General features: G+C 46.6%; 15 protein-coding genes. 1 reads left to right on the top strand and 14 read right to left on the bottom strand.

What is annotated here, in order from left to right; all coding sequences use genetic code 11:
* Positions 1–46: 46 nt before the first annotated feature.
* Both ACN0R8_RS00540 and ACN0R8_RS00535 read right to left on the bottom strand, forming a co-directional pair.
* Entirely contained in the window at positions 47–490 is a 444-nt protein-coding gene (locus ACN0R8_RS00540) for a c-type cytochrome (RefSeq protein ID WP_417594020.1), read from the bottom strand.
* Between the two features lie 51 nt (positions 491–541).
* Positions 542–1,741: an HD-GYP domain-containing protein gene (locus ACN0R8_RS00535; RefSeq protein ID WP_417594018.1), complete on the bottom strand. Its 1,200-nt coding sequence runs from the start codon at positions 1,739–1,741 to the stop codon at positions 542–544.
* A 254-nt stretch (positions 1,742–1,995) separates the two neighbouring features.
* Here ACN0R8_RS00535 and ACN0R8_RS00530 point away from each other — a divergent pair, with 254 nt between their 5' ends.
* The gene (locus tag ACN0R8_RS00530) at positions 1,996–2,445 is read left to right on the top strand and encodes a cyclic nucleotide-binding domain-containing protein (protein WP_417594016.1); all 450 of its coding nucleotides are present in this window, start codon (positions 1,996–1,998) and stop codon (positions 2,443–2,445) included.
* A gap of 47 nt (positions 2,446–2,492) precedes the next feature.
* Here ACN0R8_RS00530 and ACN0R8_RS00525 read toward each other — a convergent pair whose 3' ends face one another.
* The 12 genes from ACN0R8_RS00525 to ACN0R8_RS00470 form a co-directional block, all read right to left on the bottom strand.
* Entirely contained in the window at positions 2,493–2,630 is a 138-nt protein-coding gene (locus tag ACN0R8_RS00525) for a hypothetical protein (RefSeq protein ID WP_417594014.1), read from the bottom strand.
* A 71-nt stretch (positions 2,631–2,701) separates the two neighbouring features.
* Positions 2,702–4,414, bottom strand: a complete 1,713-nt coding sequence (locus ACN0R8_RS00520) for an ATP-binding SpoIIE family protein phosphatase (RefSeq protein ID WP_417594012.1) — start codon at positions 4,412–4,414, stop codon at positions 2,702–2,704.
* A 14-nt stretch (positions 4,415–4,428) separates the two neighbouring features.
* Complete coding sequence (locus ACN0R8_RS00515; RefSeq protein ID WP_417594010.1) at positions 4,429–4,731, bottom strand: STAS domain-containing protein; 303 nt, start codon at positions 4,729–4,731, stop codon at positions 4,429–4,431.
* A gap of 39 nt (positions 4,732–4,770) precedes the next feature.
* Positions 4,771–5,811 (bottom strand): protein-glutamate methylesterase/protein-glutamine glutaminase, encoded by a 1,041-nt coding sequence (locus ACN0R8_RS00510; RefSeq protein WP_417594008.1) that lies wholly within the window; start codon positions 5,809–5,811, stop codon positions 4,771–4,773.
* Between the two features lie 25 nt (positions 5,812–5,836).
* Complete coding sequence (gene cheD, locus ACN0R8_RS00505) at positions 5,837–6,445, bottom strand: chemoreceptor glutamine deamidase CheD (RefSeq protein WP_417594006.1); 609 nt, start codon at positions 6,443–6,445, stop codon at positions 5,837–5,839.
* Positions 6,446–6,465: 20 nt separating this feature from the next.
* Entirely contained in the window at positions 6,466–7,299 is an 834-nt protein-coding gene (locus ACN0R8_RS00500) for a CheR family methyltransferase (protein ID WP_417594004.1), read from the bottom strand.
* A gap of 63 nt (positions 7,300–7,362) precedes the next feature.
* Entirely contained in the window at positions 7,363–10,095 is a 2,733-nt protein-coding gene (locus ACN0R8_RS00495) for a methyl-accepting chemotaxis protein (protein ID WP_417594002.1), read from the bottom strand.
* A gap of 54 nt (positions 10,096–10,149) precedes the next feature.
* Positions 10,150–10,662 carry a chemotaxis protein CheW gene (locus ACN0R8_RS00490; protein ID WP_417594000.1) on the bottom strand — a complete coding sequence of 171 codons (513 nt, stop codon included), beginning with the start codon at positions 10,660–10,662 and terminating at the stop codon, positions 10,150–10,152.
* A gap of 10 nt (positions 10,663–10,672) precedes the next feature.
* A complete protein-coding gene (locus tag ACN0R8_RS00485) occupies positions 10,673–13,024 on the bottom strand; it encodes a chemotaxis protein CheW (protein WP_417593998.1) in 2,352 nt (783 codons plus the stop codon).
* 33 nt (positions 13,025–13,057) lie between these two features.
* Positions 13,058–13,423, bottom strand: a complete 366-nt coding sequence (locus ACN0R8_RS00480; RefSeq protein ID WP_078319855.1) for a response regulator — start codon at positions 13,421–13,423, stop codon at positions 13,058–13,060.
* 27 nt (positions 13,424–13,450) lie between these two features.
* Positions 13,451–14,131 (bottom strand): methyl-accepting chemotaxis protein, encoded by a 681-nt coding sequence (locus ACN0R8_RS00475; RefSeq protein ID WP_417595168.1) that lies wholly within the window; start codon positions 14,129–14,131, stop codon positions 13,451–13,453.
* A gap of 632 nt (positions 14,132–14,763) precedes the next feature.
* Positions 14,764–18,423: an EAL domain-containing protein gene (locus ACN0R8_RS00470; protein ID WP_417593996.1), complete on the bottom strand. Its 3,660-nt coding sequence runs from the start codon at positions 18,421–18,423 to the stop codon at positions 14,764–14,766.
* Positions 18,424–18,459 lie beyond the last annotated feature (36 nt).

Raw genomic sequence — 18,459 nt, 5'->3', positions numbered from 1 at the left:
AGAGAACCCGGAGGGGTAAGTGCGACAAAACCCGGTAAAACAGGACTCAACGCTTCTTAAAGAAACGGTGACAGCTTTTACAGCTCTTCGCAGCCTGGTCAATATACATACGGGCATCCTCTTGATTAGCGTACTCGAGGCTCTCGGCCGTTTTTTCCGTTAGCTCAATAAATTTCAGCATCTGAGCTTCAAAGCGTGGCCAGCTATCCCAAATCCGTCCAAGTGCTTTTGTATCCCCATGATCAGACCTGACACGAAACATTTCCAGCAACGGCTGACTTAGGGCCGCCAACTTATCCGCCTCAGCACGAGCAGAACCGGCATCAAACTCTTTTTGAATCAGAATAAAACGAAGCTGTTTGAAGCTTGCTTTGATATCTTCAAACTGATCCTGTCGCGCCTGTGTGGCAACATTCGGATCTGTATAATCTGCAGCACTGACACTCCCCACCCAAAAAAGGCCGAGAATTAACGCAAACAACCTATTCATAACCAACTACCCCTAAAAAAACCACTTATCACCCAAAAGAGTACAGGCAGGTTAGCTGACACGCATCAGCTTCAGTCCCCACAAGATTGAAGGATTAATATTCCCAAGCTGCTCGGCTTTTACACCGCTTTTGATGCTATAGCGCTTATCCCCGGTATCACGCATAATCGGGTGCATGAAGCGTGTACCAAAACGATCCCGGATAGATGAAACGAGCGGTTTACTGCTCTCTGCTGCTTTTCGTTTGATAACAACACCCATCTCACCATTTGCCAGCTCAACAGTTGATCCGGGAGGATGTATACCCAGTTCAGAAAGAAAAATATTTGTCAGAGATTCATCAAAGAAACTGCCACGCTGCATGAGCAGTTGCTTAAGACTTCTCTGGGGCGTCAGTGCTGGACGATATGCACGACCGGAAATCATCGCAGAATAAATATCTGCCAAACCAACAATTTTCGCCTCAAGGCAGATCTGATCACCTCTAAGACCTTCCGGGTAGCCACTGCCATCAATTTTTTCATGATGCTGAAGGACAATATCGAGCCAAAGCGTATTAGTAATCCCTGCTTTTTTCAGCAGTTTATAACTTTCTTTGGGATGTTCTTTAACGCGGGCCTCCTGTTCATCAGTCAGTGGACCCTTATGCTCCTGCAGGCTATCCTGATAGGAGCTCATTGCAATATTAGCCGTAATAGCAGCACCAATCATTGCAAGCTGGACATCCTGAGGCAGCTCGAGCGCATCCGCGATAATTGAAGAGATAATCGCAACATGAAGCGGGTGCTTAATGGAATAGTTAAACTTGCTAGACAGATGAATTGACCCGAGAAGAGCATCACCATTAAGCTGGATCAGCCCTTGGATCTGAGATGAAGATTCATACAAACGACGCTCCAGGCGCCCCTCTTTAAAGCTGCCATCACCGATAATACCGCCAAAAGCCTGCTCCAGCTCAAGACACATCTCTTCAAGTTCGTTGAAAGGGTTAGTATCTTTAGAATAGACAATGGGTGACGGGAGATCAGGGGTAACAGGGTCAGAGGCAACTTCTTCAGTCTCTGTCGGCAATTCATCCAAACGATAACCAGACGAAATAATTGAATTAAGTCGCGACTGGGTTGAAATGACATGACCCGACTCCATCAGTAACCGTCCGGTAGCATCATAAACAGTCCATGGCAATGTATCCCCAATCATAAGGTCTGCTGCCGAAACTTTTATCAGATCGCCTTTATCGTTCAATGCCATAGTGTTTAACCTTTTTCAAGAAATATCCCTTGCATGTGCAGCGCTCCTCCTGAGACAAAAATCATTATATCTCATTATGTTAGCTTGAATCCGTGTAACAATACACCAATGAAAAGTGACGCAGTGCAGAATTGTATTATCCTTAATGCTATTTATGCTCCTACGGGGTTTGTGTCCCCTTCTAAGATAGCGTTAAACTACGGCCAAGAAATGATAAAGTTAAACAACTATCAAAAGATTCTAAGGTTATCAAGATGAAAGGTATACGTCTGCTTAATCGGGTTAAGATACTGAATATTCTGAATAAGATTGATTTTTTCAGCGCCTTTAACCCAGGTGAGAAAAATATGATCGTTGACACCCGAAGTCGGTTTGTTGCTGCAGATGAAGGAGAAAATATTATTGTCCAGGGTGAACGGGATTCTGCATTCTATATACTTCTGCACGGGAAAGCTCATGTAGAGCTCGAGGAGAACCAGAAAATACTGGCAGCACTGGAGCCGGGTGACTTTTTTGGTGAGGTTTCATTTCTGACCAACACCCCCAGAACAAGTAATGTGGTTGCTGATGAGACCTGCATTTTATTCCGTTTTGATAAAAAAGTGATGAACTCCCTCCCCCCTATGACCCGGGAAAAGATCAAAGATAAGATCATAGCTAAGCTGGTGAATCTTCTTTCAGATAAGAATGAGAGCCAAAAATAGCTCTTGTAGCTCTGGATCGGCTGTAAAGCTTACTCCGGCACCCTTAGCTACTCGTAATCCAGGTTGTCGTCACCTGAAACCTGATACTCTGCCGCATAACGGATATTTTCAATATACATTGCGATGCATGCATCATAATCGTCCGCATGACTTAGGCTGCCAGCCAAAACGTTAATGCGCTTCACTCCCAACACATTGCCATACTCAACGGCTTGGGCGCAGCCCTGCTAAAGTCAGTCTGCAATGCGCGAGACAGCTAGGGCCTGTCCGGCGTGCCCAGGTCATAATCAACTGTAACTTTGTTGCCACGATCTTCATAAACCACCGCACGACAAAGCTGCTTAACAAGCTTGATACCTCGGCCATGCATCATCACCTGCCCGGAAGGTAGCGGCTGATTAAAATGCTCGTAGTTAAAGCCATTCCCGCTATCCTCAACGGTAATGCGCAGAAAAGACTCGTCATGCAGACACAGTTTACTGGCCGTAATTTCAATACAGCCTGAGCTAAGATCTTCAAGCTGCTGCTGCCGCTCGGCAAGATATTTTTCGAAAGCATCAGGGCCAGACTTAAGACTGGAGTCCAACTCAAGCAAGCCATGATCCAGTGCGTTATTGAGCAACTCTGCCATAATCAGAAATAGCTTCTGATTGTGCTTTTCAAGGCCTTTAAATTGGCCAAGAGCACCAAGAATCATAGGGGTAAGATCCAGTGCCTTAACTTCTGACACACCAAGATGAAAGCTGACCCGCCAATCGACACTATCTGCAGGTGGAACTGCCGTTAAAATTTCTGTCTGCTGCTGATCATTAAAAATATCAAAACCACTGACATCCTGCGCAGGCATATCAACCAAAGCCAATGTAACATCATCGTGCGGGTGCTGGTCACCTAAGAAGCTTTGCAAGGCACAACGGATATCATCCAACCGATTTTCAGGGTTATGCAGGCAACCAAGTAGTCTCTCGATGCCAAAAAAATCACCATCACCACTTTCAGCCTCAATAAGGCCGTCAGAAAACAGGATAAGCTGATGCCCCGGTCGATAAGGGATAATCTCACTGGTAACTTCATACTGATCAGCGGTCAGAACACCTAAAGGTAACTGCGTGGACTCAAAGGTATCGGATACATGTCCATGGGAGTCGACACAATAAAAAGTGGGCAGACCAGCATTCCAGACCTCGGCATAAGACTCTCCGGGGTCGATCATAACGATACCGCAAGCAACAAAACAACCTGTTGGCATCGCTTCTTTAATACGGCGATTCAACTCCTTTGCAATGGTCTGAAGCTCGAAACCTTTATAAACCATGGAATAGAACGTGCCTGAAATAGGCAGCGTATTAATTGCAGCCGCAAGGCCATGACCAACAGCATCACCAATTAACAGGTAAAGACGATTGCTTGGCGAGCGTGCGGCACACAATACATCACCGCTAAACTGCTCAGCCGGAGTAATCATGGAGCTGATAAGTGGATCTTCAAGGCCTTTGCTCTCTGCCATATGCTCCATAATATGTCGGGATATGCGGCGCTCAGCCTCATCTTTTTCTACATATTCCTGCAATGCAGTATTCTGACTATGAAGCGTATTCTGCATATCCACAATACGCTTAATCGACTCAATTTTAGTATTCAGGATCACCTGGTTAATCGGTTTAAACAGATAATCAGCCCCACCTGACTGGTGACCTTTAATATAATATTCTTCTGTGGCGGCAGCCGAAATAAATATGATAGGCACCCAACGCGGCGCTGACATATCCTGAAGTTTTTGAGCTGTTTCGAAGCCATCCATTCCCGGCATCATGACATCCATCAGAACAAGATCAGGCTGTTGTTCCGAAAAAACCTCAAGTGCGTCCTCACCATTTTCAGCCGTTACAACCTCATGACCGGACCGTTTCAACATCGCCTGAAGCAATACTAAGTTTGCCCGGGTGTCATCTACCGCAAGAATACGCATAGTCAGAATACCACTCAGGAGATTTCAAATAACTTATCGAAATTGGCAATAGCAAGGACATCTTTTGCCAACTGAGAACAGTTCTGCAAGGTGATTTTGGTACTTTGCATATCTGCTTTTTCCTTGAACTGAAGCAGCATCCCAAGTGCGGAGCTATCCAGATAATCGACCTGACTCATCTCAAGCGCAATAAGCTCAGCTTTAGCGTCAAGCAGCTGCTGGTACGTCTCACGAAAGACTTTGTGTGAGTTAAAATCAAAGCGACCACTAAGACGCATGGTACTTTGAGAATCATTAGTTGTTGTTTGAATATTCATGGTAGCTCCCAAAACGGTTGTCAGTTCAAAATATATCAGTTATTTATTCATGGTTCGGGCAAGCTGTACAGGCATTAATTCCAAAGGGTAAACAAATTCGACAGCACCGAGCCTTTCCGCTGCTTTCGGCATGCCATAGACCACACAGCTTGCTTCATCCTGCCCAAAAGTTCTGGCACCTGCATCACGGAGGCGCTTAAGCCCCTGCGCTCCATCAGCCCCCATACCCGTCAGTATCACAGCGGCCACATTGCGGCCATGACGAACCAAGGAATCAAACAGGACATCAACTGAAGGTTTGTGACGATTAACCGCCGGCCCCGAGTCAAGCTTAACAATAAAACGTCCCTCTTCCTCTTCAACTTTAAGGTGGCGATCACCAGGGGCTATAAAAACATGGCCGGACGCTAGTATATCGCCATCCTCGGCTTCCTTAACATTGAGGCGGGTTAGGCTATTCATTCGTTCGGCGAATGTATGAGTAAACCCTGGGGGCATATGTTGAGTTACAACAATAGCAGGGGAATGAACAGGCAATGACATTAAGAGATTTTTAATCGCTTCTGTACCACCTGTTGATGCCCCAATAGCAATAATTTTACTCAGTGCATTCGGCGAGAAAAGGATCGGCTTATCAGCAATCAGCTGATTATTTTTGTTCTTACGGATATTCTTCAGATGCGGGCCAGCCTGGGCCGCTATACGTATCTTGTCACAGATAATGTCACTGTATTGCTTCAACTCGCTGGATACTCCAACCTTAGGCTTAGCGATAAAATCTAAGGCACCCAGCTCCAACGCACGAATCGTTGTATCTGAACCCACTGTCGTCATTGTTGAGATCATAACAACGGGGGTTGGCCGCAGGCGCATTAGCTTTTCAAGAAAATCCAGCCCATGCATTCTGGGCATTTCTACGTCCAGAGTAATAACGTCAGGGTTTACCTGCCGGATCACTTCTCTGGCTTCATAAGGGTCTCGAGCCAGGCCAGTAACCGTCATATCATCCTGCTCACTGATGATCTCTTTCAGAAGATTACGGATCAGTGCTGAATCATCGACAATAACAACCTCAATCACAACGCATATCCTTTAATCATCATTGTTAATCGAAGAGTTCAATATCATTCGATACAGGCGCCTGACCAAGAGACTGACTGTACTGGTTCTCAATCTCGAGCACTTCCCTATCAGCACCATCGCTGCGAAGACGTTTCATAAGGACTCTGCCTGTTCCGGGGAAGAACACAACTTTACGTGGGCAAGTGTCGAGCAGATCTTTAGCGGTAATCGGTATGGATTCAAAACCCAGGTAATCAATAACGAACTGTGCATTACGTTTCCCGACATTACTGCTTGTCATCGATGCAACAACATTACCCCCACCAAATATTTTCGCTTCCAGATTTTCTCTTTTTGCTCCTCGTTTAAGAATCTCATTAATCAGCATCTCCATTGCATAGCTGCCATAACGGGCGGAAGCACTAAGGGGATTAAAAACATCTGAGTTACCTGGCAGCATAAAATGATTCATCCCCCCAATATTCAATTTGGTATCCCGAATACAAGCCGATATGCAGGAGCCCAGTACCGTACTGATTGCCATATCAGTGGAGGCTACGTAAAACTCACCAGGTAATATCTTCGCGACCTGACAGTTAAACTTCCTGTCGAAGTAGATCTTCGGCTGCGAAGCTTCATGCAAAATATCCATGGCCTTACCTACCATTTAGCTTATTTTGTAGCCTTAACATAGACAGTGTGCTTTCGTAACCTGAACAGATCAGATGCGTGAGGGAAGCTCTCTGAGTGTCCCGCAAATAGCAGACCATCCTCCTTCAGATATGGAACAAAATTTTTCAGTACTTTATATTGCGTCGGCTTATCAAAGTAGATCATGACATTACGGCAAAAAATAATGTCGAATGGATCATCAAACGGCCAGTTATTATTAAGTAAGTTCAGATTAAGGAAAAAAACAAGATCCTGTAATTCAGATTTTACTTTAACCAAACCTGAATTATTACCCTTACCACGAAAAAAGAATGTTTTAAGCCTTTGATCAGAAAGACTTTCAACTCTTTCAAAAGAATAGACGCCTTGTCGTGCTTTTTCGAGTACTTTAGTATCCAGATCGGATGCCAGAATCTCTACAGGAGGGTTATAACAACCAAAGTATTCAATAGCAGCCATTGCAATTGAGTATGGCTCTTCACCTGTCGAAGCGGCACAACACCAGATTCGGAATTTTTTCTTATCCGGGTGCTCGGAGAAATACGCCTTAAGGGCATCAAAATGGTGCGCCTCCCTGAAAAAAGAGGTCAGGTTCGTCGTCAGTGAGTTCACAAACTCCTGCTGCTCATCACAGGCCGGATCGGCCAACAGTTCAAGATACTGCTGAAAGCTGTTTAAGCCATTAGCCCTCAGGCGCCGGGATAACCGGCTATAAACCATATCCTTTTTTGTTTCGGCCAGATTAATACCAGCCCGATCGTATATGAGCGCCTTAATCGTCGCAAAGTTACTGTCTGTAAAGTGAAATTCGCGGTCAGAACGGGATGTTTGCATCTTCCAATCCTAAAAAATAGGCTGCCATCCGGCAGCCTATAATTCTTACGGCAAGCGACTCTATCAGAACTCTTCCCAATCGCCATCGGTGTCAGATCTTGAGGGCTGAGAGATCAGTCTATCAGAGCTTTTAACCCGGGAGGTCACTACCTCAGGAGCCTTCCGTTCAGTGCTGAAAGGAGCATCTGACGAGGGTAAGGCCATTATATCCTGGCTGCCAGCATCAAGTTTAAACAAACTAACCGAACCAACCAGGGATCGTGCCTGCTCCTCCGTAGACTCCGCCGCTGCGGCGGCTTCCTCAACCAGAGCAGCGTTCTGTTGCGTAACATCATCTATCTGTGTGATCGCAGTATTGACCTGCTCAATACCAGATCTCTGCTCAGCTGACGCAGCTGAGATCTCAGTCATAATGCTTGTTACCTGGCCGATCGCATCCACGATATCTTTCATGGTTGCTCCCGCATCATCAACTAACTGAGATCCCTCTTCTACAGTATCAACTGAAGTCACGATAAGCTCTTTAATCTCTTTTGCGGCACCGGCACTACGTTTCGCTAAATTACGGACTTCTGTCGCCACAACCGCAAAACCACGCCCCTGCTCACCGGCTCGAGCAGCTTCCACCGCAGCATTAAGCGCAAGAATATTTGTCTGAAAGGCAATACTGTCAATAACGCTGATGATCTCTTCAACCTGCTTGGAGTTATCACTGATGGTTCGCATCGTCGTGACAACCTGATTGACAACATCACCACCTTTCTGAGCAATTCGACTGGCACCCTGTGCCAGATTATTCGCCTGGGAAGCATTCTCAGCATTTTGCTGGACGGTTGAGGTTAGCTCTTCCATTGACGCTGCCGTTTCTTCCAGGCTCGATGCTTGCTCTTCCGTACGCTGAGACAGATCATTATTGCCCGCAGAGATCTCACTGGCAGCGGTATTAATGGCATCAGATGCTTCTTTAATCTGGGTGACGATAACCGCTAATTGATCCACTGTAGCATTAGCATCATCTTTTAACTGACCGAACATACCATCAAAGTCTTTCTCTATGCGTTCAGTCAGGTCGCCTCTGGACATGGCACTCAGAACCCGCGCAATCTCAGAAAGACCGTCAGACGTTGTCTCCATAAGGTTGTTCATTCCATCCGCAAGCTCAAGGAAGAAACCTTCCTTACCTTGGGTATTGATACGGCGATTAAAGTCGCCGCGGGATGCACCCTCTACAATATCAGCAATTTCTGCCTGAGCCAGAGTCTCATTCGTCGTATCAGACCATTCAACAACAGTTCCTAAGCGCTCGCCCTCTTCGTTGAAAATCGGGTTAGCAATAAATGCCAGGTGGCGACCTGCAATAGAGATCTTGGCATAGTGCGTATCTTGCAATGCCGCCAACATATGCCGCTGATGCGCAGGGTCTTTGTGGAAAACGTCAATATTCTGACCTAACAGATTATCAACCGAAAACTCAGGTAGCTCCTGCTGAATCAGCGCCTCAGACCCACGGAACATACCCCGCAGCGCATCATTGATATAAATAATGTTCAGATCAGTATCCGCCATCATCACGTTACTGGACACATTATCCAGTGCATTACGGATACGGCTATTAATATCAGCCAGCTCACGCTGCTTACGATTGCCCTCTTCTGTCTCAGCTTCACGGCGCAGAATATCGGTCATGTCACGCCACTCAACAACAAAGCCCTGCCGCTGATCCGGTTTTCCAATCGGAGTCACCTGGAGATTGAAGGTGCTGTCACCTATATTCAGCATCGCGCTATGCGTATCAGTAAGACCACCTAACATACGGCGCTGCATATCAGGGTTTTTATGGAACAGGTCAATATTCTGACCCAGCAGATTACGCGCATCAAAGTGAGGCAGATCCTTCTGGATCTCAGTCTCATTTCGGGCAAGCATCTCAAGAATCGACTCATTCATATAAACAATATTGAGATCAGCGTCAGATATCATGACATTTGTATTCACCACATCCAGACCTCGGCGAATACGCTGATTCTCACTCATCAGCTCAGCTTGCCGCTCCTGTAGCGCCTGCTCTTTTTGCTCCTGCGCGAGGGAGTCTGTCAGATCCTGCCACTCAACAATGTAGCCATTACGTTCGCCATTATTGGAGATCGGATGAACCAACAGGCTGAAGGTCGTATCACCAACATGAATGCGCGCCTTGTGAGCACCGCCTAAACCACCCAGAAGCTTGCGTTGATACCCAGGATTACGATGAAAAATATCAATGTTTCTACCGACCAAAGTTCCGGCATCGAAGTGAGGTAATGTCTTCTGCAGGTCTGTCTCACGGTCACGTAGCATCCGCTGGATCGATGCATTCACATAAATAATATTCAGATCAGCATCCGCGATCATGACATTAGTATCGACAACATCCAGACCGCGCTTGATGCGGGCTATCTGATCAAACTGGCGCAACTCTTTCTGACGCTTCGACTCAACCTCAGCCTGTGCTTCTAAGAGCGCACGGACAACAACACCAATCTCATTATCCGCTATAGGTCCCGGATGAGCCGGTTTACCGTCAGAAAAATGCCGACTAATAGCCATTAACTGATGCAATGGTTGCTCCAGCTGAGTTAATACAGAGCGAGCACCGGCAAAGAGAACCAGCAAAGCCCCTCCGTGGAGGCAAAGCGCCCAATAGAGTGCATTTTTTCCTTCGCCCAGAAAGGCTACTAACCCTCCTGCTACGATCAGAGCACCCGCAGCAAAAGCAACACTAAGTAGCTTTGACCGGATTGATGTTTTTGTACTCATTGCCCGCTCTCCAACTGAACCTGCATCTTAAATCTAACTAGCGTTAAGTAATTGTTATTCGGCAATCGCCTTGGTTTTATCAACCAGAGCCATCTCCTCACTGGACATTAATTTCTCAATATCTGTGATAATTAGCATCTGCTCATCAACAGTGGCCAGGCCCAGGATATATTCCGAATCAAAGTTGGCAGAAAAGTCCGGTGGATTCTTGATATCATCACCAGCAAGACTCACAACATCAGATACACCATCAACCACCATACCAACAACCCTGTCAGTCAGGTTTAAAACAATAACAATAGTGAATTCATCATAATGGGCTTTACCCAGATTAAACTTAATGCGCAGATCAATAATAGGGACAATTACACCCCGAAGATTAATAACGCCTTTTATAAAAGAAGGGGCATTCGCAATTTTTGTTACTGCGCCATAACCACGAATTTCCTGAACTTTCAGAATATCAACGGCGTAATACTCTTTACCAAGGGAAAAGGTCAAATATTCCTGTCCAAGTAAACGTCCGTACTCACTATGATCCTGATTTTCGGTTATCTGTTCTGCCATGCTTAACCCCTTAGACCAGCACACTGCCGGGCACTGCCCTGGTACGTGTTTTATGCATGCTGATTAACTCTTCGACATCGAGAATCAAGGCGACACGCCCTGTTCCTAAAATTGTTGCCCCAGACACGCCCTCAACCTTGCGGTAGTTCGCTTCCAGGCTCTTAATAACCACCTGGGACTGACCAACAAGATCATCAACAAACAAGCCAACCTGCCCACCATTTGACTCCAAAATGACCATAATCCCCTGCTCATACTCGTCAAATGCAGCGGGCATATTCAACAGGTCACTCAGCCGTATAATCGGCAGGTATTCATCCCGGATACAGATCACTGCACCTTCGCCTGATACGGTTTTGATATCACTGGGGTCCGGCTGCATTGATCCGATAATACTGGTCAAAGGCACAATATAAATTTCATCACCCAGGGCAACCTGAAGACCATCGAGAATAGCGAGCGTCAAAGGCAAACGAATACTGATTCGGCTACCGATACCCTCCATTGACTCAATTTCGAGTCGTCCCCCTAAAGACGTGATATTCCTTTTAACCACATCCATCCCAACACCACGCCCCGATACATCAGTGACTTCTGACGCGGTTGAAAATCCGGGAGCAAAGATTAGTGACCATACATCGGAGTCAGGCATACTCTCTGATGTTGCAATACCTTTCTCCTGAGCTTTAGAAAGAATACGCTCGCGATTTAAACCTGCACCATCATCCTGAACCTCAACAACGATATTCCCCCCCTGATGTGAAGCCCGGAGTAAAATAGTACCGGTCTGATCTTTGCCTGCTGCGGAACGCTCTTCAGGTGATTCAATACCATGATCCAGGCTGTTTCTGATCAGATGGGTTAATGGGTCAGCTAGCTTTTCAATCATGCTCCGATCAAGCTCGGTATGCTCCCCCATCATTTCCAGCTTAACTTTCTTATTCAGCTTACCGGCCAAATCACGCACAACACGAGGGAAGCGACTGAAAACGATACTAATCGGCATCATGCGGATCGACATAACAGAATCCTGAAGATCCCGGGTATTTCTTTCCAGCTGAGCAAGGCCATTGGCCATCTTCTCATGCAGGATAGGATCAACCTCAGATGCCATCTGAGCCAACATAGCCTGAGTAATCACCAATTCACCGACCTGGTTAATCAGCTGGTCGACCTTCTCAACACTGACCCGAACCGAAGAGTCCGCCCCACTGTTCTTAACGGCTGCGACTTTTGACGACTTAATCTTTGCCTGGGGTTCAGGCGTAGCAGAAACCTTTGAGGGCAAAGTTTGAGGTGAAGGTTCTGCGCTTTTGACAGTAGCGTCACTATTAAGAGGCTCAAAGAAGCCATAACCATCAAACTCAGCGCCTCGATCCTCATGGGTCTCTGGGTCAGTTTTGTTATCGACGGCGATATCCTGAGACCCAACCAAAGCAGGAGCCTCGGCGGAAAGCGGCTCATCTTCGAAGAAACCATAACCGGGATCATCTTCCTCAAAAAAACCATAACCCGGGTCACCCTCAGTATCACCCCCGCTCACAGGGCCTGTGCTGGTTTTATCAGCAATGTCATCAAAATCATCAAAGAAACCATAACCCAGCTCATCTTCGCTGGCACCCTCCCCAACAGACTCGAAGAAGCCAAAACTACCATCATCTGAAGATATTTCTTCTTCAATAGACAAGGAATCTTCGGCAACCATGAAGGTAATCAGGTCTTTAAGATCCTCTTTTTTCGCATCGGTCTGCAGTGAAAACAGCCAATCATCCGAGTGTTCAGAGGGTGCATCAATAACCGTCAGCTCACCCAGTTCTTTAAGGGAATCAAAAAGCAGGTCCAGCTCCTGATCAGGCGCGGGAAAGCGAACAATGAAAGACTGGGTTAATAACGACTCGCTGGGCTGCACAACAGGAAGATGGTCAGAGAAGGTATTCGGATCAAGTGTTGCAGGCTGCACCTCGCCACCTTTAACGATAGCAAGCTGCTGATTCAACGCTATGATAACGGACTGGGCCGGCTCCTGGTCAGGCTCCTCACCATTTTGGTGAGATTGAAGCATACCCGTCAGAACGTCACCGGCCTGAAGGGTAACATCGACCATCTCATCCGTTAATTCAGTCTCACCTTTGCGCACCAGATCCAGTAACGTTTCAAGCTCATGCGTTACTGCCGTCATATCATTAAAGCCAAACGTGCCACTATTACCTTTAATAGAGTGAGCGGCACGGAATACAGCATTCAGATCATCCATATCCGGCGACTGAACATCCATATTCAGCATCAGGCTCTCCATTGTGGCGAGATGCTCAGCAGTTTCTTCAAAAAACAACTGATTGAACTGGCTCAAATCAAACGACATTATACATTATCCGTTTCTGTTGCTTTGGATTACTCAACCCAGCACTTTCTTGACAACTTCCAGTAATTTAGCCGGATCAAAGGGTTTTACTAGCCAACCTGTGGCTCGGGCTGCACGCCCTTTTGCCTTCATGTCATCACCAGACTCAGTTGTCAGCATCAGTATCGGAGTCCGACTGTACTGTGGCAAGGCTCTGAGCGATTTAATAAGAGTCAGGCCATCCATTTTAGGCATATTCTGATCCGTCAGTACCAGGTCAAACTGACCCGACTTAGCTTTGTTCAGTCCATCTTGTCCATCAATCGCTTCCACCACGTCATACCCGGCACCCTTGAGCGTGAAAGCCACCATCTGACGAATTGAGGCTGCATCGTCCACCGTCAGAATTTTCTTGGCCATAAGTTTCTCCAACACCTGATTATTTTATTAAAAGAGTTCAATATCACCCGAGTCCATACTGCCATGGGAAACAGGGTTATGTTTCATACTATCAATCTTAGAGCGAGTTGCCTGAAGTTTCTCGCGAATATGTCGTAAAATTTCTTCCGATGAGTAAGCGTTATCTTCCTGTGTCAGATGCGCTACATCATTCATGAATCCATGGATCGCATCCAGCCTCGTATCTGTATGACCCAGAAGCTGACTGGTCATATCCTGAAACTGAAGACCTGTCGTTGCTTGGTTAATATTTTCCTCTACCTCAGCAGCCAGCTCACTTTGTAATGCCAGCGCCCCCGACGATTCATGATTAATTCGTTCAAGCTGACCCAAAACCTGCTCAATACGTCGTTTTGACTCACTGGCAAACCCCATATCAACAGAAGAGATTTTCTGGATAGAAGTGTCCGCATTAGAAAAGGAACTGTGCAGATCCGTCATCAAACCTCGAATCTGATCACTGAAATGGGTTGTTTTTTTAGAGAGTGAACGAACTTCATCCGCCACCACTGCAAATCCCCGGCCTGCATCTCCAGCTCGGGCAGCTTCGATAGCAGCATTGAGCGCCAAAAGATTGGTCTGATCAGCAATATCGTCAATTTCATCAAGAAGTTTAACAATCCCACCAATATTGCTGGCCATATCATCCATAATTTCAACAAGACCCATGGCAAATTTACTCGCCTGAACAGCATTATCCATAAAAACTTCAAAAGTCTCTGTCGTATCATGAATAAACCCGGAAAAAATAGAATCAACATTTTCTCCGGCAGCCATATATTGTGTAATTCGATGGGTCAGTGCCTGCTGTTCCTGGGTTTTCTGATGGACCTGTGTGAAATTATCAACAAGCTGACCAATAGCCGTATCCAGCAGATTTTTTACCTGCTGAACCTCCTCTCTGGACGCTTTAAACTCAGAAGACAGCTCTGAAGAAAGAGCGTTAAAGGTGTCCGCCGTCTGATATGAGAGATCGGGGGATACAGCATCGTTTTCAGCTGTATGGTAACGATTCATCAGCCATATGAGGCAAAAACCAGAACAAAGCGCCATTAAAAAAGCCACATGAGGGTTAACCGTAAAAAAACATCCAGCCCCCCAGACACACACAGACACAACTGCACCCACAATGAGCGAGCTGGCAGATACAGATATGGCAGGCGGAGATGGTTCACGAGAACTCATTCAATACTCCTGTAATTAAAACAAAGCACACCTTAATAACGTACGGTGCATTAACCATCATAAAAAATAAAAAAGGGAATAACCGAGTACACGATGTAATTATATATCAAAAAAAACTATTGCCCGATATTAGCTTCAAGCCACTGACTGAGGGCATGGTAGGCCATAGGCTTACCATGCAGCCAGCCCTGCTGCATTTGAGCACCACCGTCCACCAGATAACGGGATTGAGCTTCGGTTTCCACACCCTCAGCGATCACACTTAAGCGCATGCTCTGTGCGATAGAAAGAATCGCATCCACAAGAACTTTGTCACCACTATCTTTATCAAGATCTGAGACAAAGCTTTTATCGATCTTAATTGTCGTCAAAGGCAGCTGCTTCAAGTAGCTTAAAGAGGAATACCCTGTGCCAAAATCATCAATTGCAATTTCAAACCCCTGCGCACGCAACTTATTTAGCTTCTCGACAGAATCACCGGCAGGATCAAGAAAAAGCGACTCTGTTATTTCCAGCGTTACCCATTTAGCAGCCAGGTCATATTGCTGTAGAATATCAACAAAATGCTCAACATGGTGCTCATCTGTAGCAATTTGCTTGGACGACAAGTTAATCGCAACCCCCAGTTCCGGGAAGCGTTTGCGTAGGCTTGATATCTCCGAGACTGCCTGAGCGAAAACCCAGCCACCCAGCGGGATAATCAAGCCACTCTCTTCTGCAAGCGATATAAATTGATCCGGCGACACGCGCCCCTGAACAGGATGGTTCCAGCGTACTAAAGCCTCGACCTTAACAACCTGTCTATCCTGGTTCACTACGGGCTGATAGTGCAACTCAAACTCATGATGATCCAGAGCAGAACGAAGGTCATGCTGCAGAGACTGACGACGCTCTGTTTCCTGCTGCATCTGGGGTGTAAAAAAACGATAGGTGTGACGGCCCGCTGATTTGGCGGCATACATCGCCTGATCGGCATTCTGAAGCACTCGGGTCAGCTCATCACCATCGTCAGGAAAGATAGTAACCCCTATACTTGCTGAGATATGAGCAGATTTACCATCAAGGTCAAATGTCCTCGACAGGGCCTCAATAATTTTCCCGGCGACTCTTCTCACATCTTCTACACTACCTATTGATGGCAGCATAACCGTAAACTCATCCCCGCCCAGGCGAGCCACAGTATCAGACTCGCGGGTATATTGGCGCAAGCGTTCCGAAACTTTCTTCAGCAAACTATCTCCGGCTTCATGACCCAGCGTATCATTCACTTCTTTAAAATGATCTAAATCGATAAACATCAACGCTCCCCGGTCCTTTGGGTAACGACGTGCAGAGGTTATCGATTGCATCAAACGGTCATGAAAGAGAACCCGATTAGGCAGTCCTGTCAGTGCATCATAGTTAGCCTGATACCGGATCAATTCTTCTTTTTCTTTACGGTCGGTAATATCAGAGAAAACCGCTACATAGTTCTCAACTTCATGATATTGATTTTTCAGGGCTGTTATTGATAGCCATTCAACATAAAGCTCACCGTTTTTCTTACGATTCCAGACCTCTCCCTGCCAGCCTCCGGTTGCTTGAAGGCTTTCCCACATCGTCTGATAGAAGTTATCCGGTTGCTTACCAGAGCTGAGAATCGCAGGGTTTTCACCCAATACATCATCAGAGCTATAGCCTGTAATCCGGCTAAAAGCATCATTGACGGACACAATGCAGTTATTCGCATCTGTCACCACAATCGCTTCTGCTGTGCTCTCAAAAACTGAAGCCGCCAGCTTAATTCTCTGATTACTCAGATAAGTTTCCGTTATATCTTCACCAAAACCAGCAAGATTCTTAACCCGACCTTCATTATCATAAGTCGCAAAAGAAAGACTGCGAATCCAACGTACGTTACCGGTCGGATGCTGAATGCGAAATTCAAGCTGCAAAGGCTGCCTGGCTACCGAGAAAATCCCCTCCACCATCGGCCTGTCTTCCGGTACCACACTGCCAAAAAGAGGTTCAACACCAGACAGTACCAGCTCAGCCTTCATTCCGATCACCCTCTCATAGCCTGGGCTAAGAAATTCGACCTCATGACCGTCAGGGTGGCACAGCCAAAAAATACCCGGCACGTTCTCTGCAAAAAGCCTGAATTTTTCCTCACTATTTGCCAGGGCAATCTGAGCTTCGAGCATGGAGGAGATGTCAACCATGTCAACGACAAAACACTCACTTCCATTGAACATAATTTTCTGCAGCCCGATCAGAAACGTACTGATCCTGCCGTTGTCAGCCCGTCGCAATTTAAGGGTGTAATTGCTCAGTTTATGGTCACGCTCCACACAGCTCAGCAGAAGTTCCCGGTCGGAGGGGGAAGGATAAAACACCACAATTGACTGACCAACCAGCTCAGAGGGTTCTATACCCAACATTCTTTTTGAGGAGGGGTTACAAAATAACACCATACCGTCAGCGGCCCGGGATATCATAATCAGGCTTTGAGCAGCATCTGTGATGGCCGAAAGCTGAGTTTCCCGCTGTTTCAGCTCTCGTTCAATTCTCCGGCTGGAGGTCACATCCTGAAAGGTACCAAAAACCCGAACCGGTTTACGGTCTGCACTCAGTTCAACAAAACCTTCAGAATGTACCCAGCGCTGATCAAAGTCTGCCCGCATCAACCTGAAATCGGTTTGATAGCGCCCACCTCTGCCCATTGCATCCTGAATCGCTGCTTCAACGGCAGGCCGATCCTCCATGTGGACAAACTGCAGATAACCATCATTTTCAAGGGCTCGATCCCCCTTCTCCAGGCCAAACAAGCGGTATGCTTCATCCGACCAGAAAACATCGCCTTTGGCGATATTCCATGACCAGTTACCAATCCGGCCAACACGCTGGGCCTGGTCCAGCATTAACTGCTGGTTCTCAATAAGTCCCACAGCACGCAGCTCTTTAAGGCGCAACCAGAGAATCAGGATAATAATACTGATCATCAGCCCTGCTGCGAGCTGAATCCAAAGCCGGGATGACTGCTCGACAAAAGACTCAGACTGAATACTAGCTGCAATCTGCCACTGAGTGCCCGGTAAGGTTATGCTGTCCGTAATATCCGCTGCATTAAAAAGTGTAGTAGGGCCATAGAAAGCAGCCTGAGGCTTGCTATGACGTACCTCCCGGACAGAAACTTCCATTTCATGGCCCAGCTTATAAAGGCCTGAGGCCTCATAGATTTGTTCAAGGGATAAAGGAAAGAGTAACAGTGCCGTCCGGTATTGACGACCGGAGCTCTGGAGTGGCAGCCATATATGGAGATGCGCGACGCCATCAGTTTGCATAACCGGGCCTGAAACAAAGATCTCTCCGGTTTCCACCGCCTGACGAGCAGCCTCAAAACCCCGTGTATCAGAAGGAATAAAGCGATCCGTAAAATCAGTATCAGTTGCATCTGGATAACGGTGGGTATACTGATAATCACTGGATACACGATAAACCGTATTCACCATAGGATTATTGCTGAGAAACAGATTTGCTGTTTCAGAAAAATCACGCTGACTAATATCAGGGTTTATCGACAGGTAGGCGGCAAGCCCTTGCATACTGGCAAGATTGGAGCGGATAATACTCTCAATACCAGCACTGGTTTCTGAAACTCGCGCCTGGGACTCGAGCACACGCTTCTGACGTATTTGCTCCAAATATGAAACTTCAATATACCAAGCGCTCCCCACGACCGCCAAGATAGCCAGGGCAGCGACAAACCAGTTAAGCAGATAAGCGCGACTGTTCACAAATTTGAAGCCTTATTGTTCGAGCCAAAAATGAGG

Source organism: Oceanospirillum sp. (assembly GCF_048265165.1).
Taxonomy (GTDB): domain Bacteria; phylum Pseudomonadota; class Gammaproteobacteria; order Pseudomonadales; family Halomonadaceae; genus Oceanospirillum.
This window is presented reverse-complemented; position numbering and strand designations above follow the sequence as displayed.